Source organism: Streptomyces pathocidini, from assembly GCF_001418495.1.
GTDB classification, from domain to species: Bacteria; Actinomycetota; Actinomycetes; order Streptomycetales; family Streptomycetaceae; genus Streptomyces; species Streptomyces pathocidini.
In genome coordinates this window covers 1-2298 of sequence record NZ_LIQY01000426.1, presented here as the reverse complement: position 1 = coordinate 2298, position 2298 = coordinate 1, and the positions used below count along the sequence as shown (strand labels likewise).

Annotated in this window: 2 protein-coding genes; one reads left to right on the top strand and one right to left on the bottom strand. The window is 73.9% G+C overall.

The window, feature by feature from the left end; all coding sequences use genetic code 11:
- Nucleotides 1-277 precede the first annotated feature (277 nt).
- Nucleotides 278-1360: an acyltransferase family protein gene (locus tag AOK16_RS19450; RefSeq protein WP_157859269.1), complete on the top strand. Its 1083-nt coding sequence runs from the start codon at nt 278-280 to the stop codon at nt 1358-1360.
- Here the strand turns inward: AOK16_RS19450 and AOK16_RS19445 are convergent.
- Complete coding sequence (locus AOK16_RS19445; RefSeq protein ID WP_079101557.1) at nt 1288-2169, bottom strand: cytochrome d ubiquinol oxidase subunit II; 882 nt, start codon at nt 2167-2169, stop codon at nt 1288-1290. The two genes, AOK16_RS19450 and AOK16_RS19445, sit on opposite strands and share 73 nt — an antisense overlap.
- Nucleotides 2170-2298: the final 129 nt, after the last annotated feature.

Below are 2298 nucleotides of genomic sequence, written 5' to 3'. Positions count from 1 at the left end.
CGGCGCCACCGCGACCGACTCCCCGGCGCCACCGCGACCGACTCCCCGGCGCTACCGCGACCGGCTCCGCCAAGAGGGCCGGGAGGCCGGTCGTTCCTCGAACCCGACGCCTGGCGCGAGTACGCTCCCGAGGCCGACCGCCGACAGTGCCGAAGGGTTTCCGGCGCACGATCCGGGACGCACGGAAGGTAGGGTGCGCCGGGAGTCGGAGCGCCCCAAGAGGCGCCAAGAGACCCAAGAGCCCCCAAGTCGCCACAAGGGAGCGTGTCAGGCCGTAGTGCGGGATCCGTTCTTCGACAACGCGAAACTGCTCGCCATGGTCCTCGTGGTCGTCGGGCACGCGTGGCAGCCGCTGAAGGACAGCCAAGTGGTATGGGCGGGCTACCTGTTCATCTACACCTTCCACATGCCGGTGTTCATCCTCCTCTCCGGCTACTTCTCGCGGAGCTTCGGCCACCGCCCGGACCAGCTGCGGCGCCTGGTCACCGGGATCGCCCTCCCGTACGTCGTCTTCGAGACGCTCTACACGCTGTACGGCAACGCCGTCGACGACCGCGGCAACGACCTCAGCCTGCTCTCCCCCTGGTACCTGACCTGGTTCCTGATCGCGCTGTTCGTGTGGCGGCTGACCGCCCCGCTGTGGCGGGTGATGCGGTGGTGGGCGGCGCTCGGGCTCGCCGTGGCGGCCGCGTTCGCCGGGGCCGCAAACGACCTCGGGCCGGTCCTCAACCTCGACCGGGTACTCCAGCTCCTGCCGTTCTTCGTCATCGGGCTGCTGCTGCGCCCCGAGCACTGGGAGCTGCTGCGGGCCCGCCGGGTGCGGATCGCCGCCGTGCCGGTGCTCGCCGGCGGGGCCGCCACCGCGTACTGGGCGCACGGGCGGATGACCACCGAGTGGGCGGTGCGCAGCAAGAGTTGGGCCGAGCTGAACGTGTCATGGCCGGTCGGGGCGGCCATGACCCTCGGGCTGCTCGTCTGCTCCCTGCTGCTGGTCGCCGCCTTCCTGGCGTGGGTGCCGCGCCGCCGCACCTGGTACACGGCGCTCGGCGCGGGCACGCTGTACGCGTATCTGCTGCACGGGCTCGTCATCCGCACCGCCGCCTGGGAGGGCTGGTACGAGCCGGCCGCCTGGCACACCCCGGCCGGTGCCGCCGCCGTGACCGCCCTCGGGCTCGCCCTCGCGCTGGGCCTGAGCTCCGCGCCCGTACGGCGCGTGCTGCGCCCGGTGGTCGAGCCGCGGCTGGAGTGGGCGTTCCGCGGCGGCCCGGCCGAGTCCCCGGACCGGGGCTACCGGCCGCCGGGCTCGCGCAGGTCGGCCTCGGCCTGCGGCTCCAACTCCCCGCGCGCGTCGAGCCAGTAGAGCAGCCCCAGCGCGGGGCCGACCAGCACGACGGCGACCAGCGAGACGAGCATCAGCCACCGCAGGGTCGTCGTGGCGCCCGCGCCGTCGGCGACCGTCAGCGAGGTCGGGATCAGATACGGCCGCTGGGCCAGTCCCCAGGCCAGCACGGTCAGCGCCACCGCGGCGACGGCGGTCACCCGCGCCCAGCCGGTGGCGCCGCGGGCCAGCGTCCAGGCCGTGGCCAGCGCGCACACCGCGGCGAACAGGACGAACAGGAACCCGCTGCCGTCCGTGAGCCCCTGGTACACATAGCTCGCGTCCCGGCGCGTGACGCCCAGGCCGATCCCGGCGAGCACCGCGAGCCCGCCGAGGGCCGCCAGGGCGCGGCGCCGGAAGTAGCCGACCAGGTCGTCTGCGCCCAGGCGGCGGGCGTCGCCCGCGAGGAACACCGCGCCGAGGAACGCGCTCGCCCCGATGGCGAGCAGGCCGGCGAGGACGGAGGTCGGGTTGGCCCAGGCGTCCGCCGAGGCGCGGGTGCCGGGTGCGATCCGGCCGGAGGCGACGCCGCCGACGGCCGCGCCCAGGAAGTACGGGGTGAGGAGGGAGGAGATCGCGAACGCCGCCCCGTACAGCCGCCGTCCGGCCAGTGAGCGGGTCGGCTTGCGGAAGGCGAACCCGGCGCCGCGCAGCACGAGCCCGACGGCGGCGAGCGCGAGCGGCAGCCACATGGCGGTGAACACGGTCTGGAAGAACGTCGGGAACCCCGTCCACATCAGCACGAGGACGAAGATCAGCCAGACGTTGTTGACCTCCCACACCGGCGCCATCGCGTGGTCGATCAGCCACCGCGGGCGGCGGCCGCGCTCGGCGCCGCCCGCGGTGGCTGATCGACCACGCGATGGCGCCGGTGTGGGAGGTCAACAACGTCTGGCTGATCTTCGTCCTCGTGCTGATGT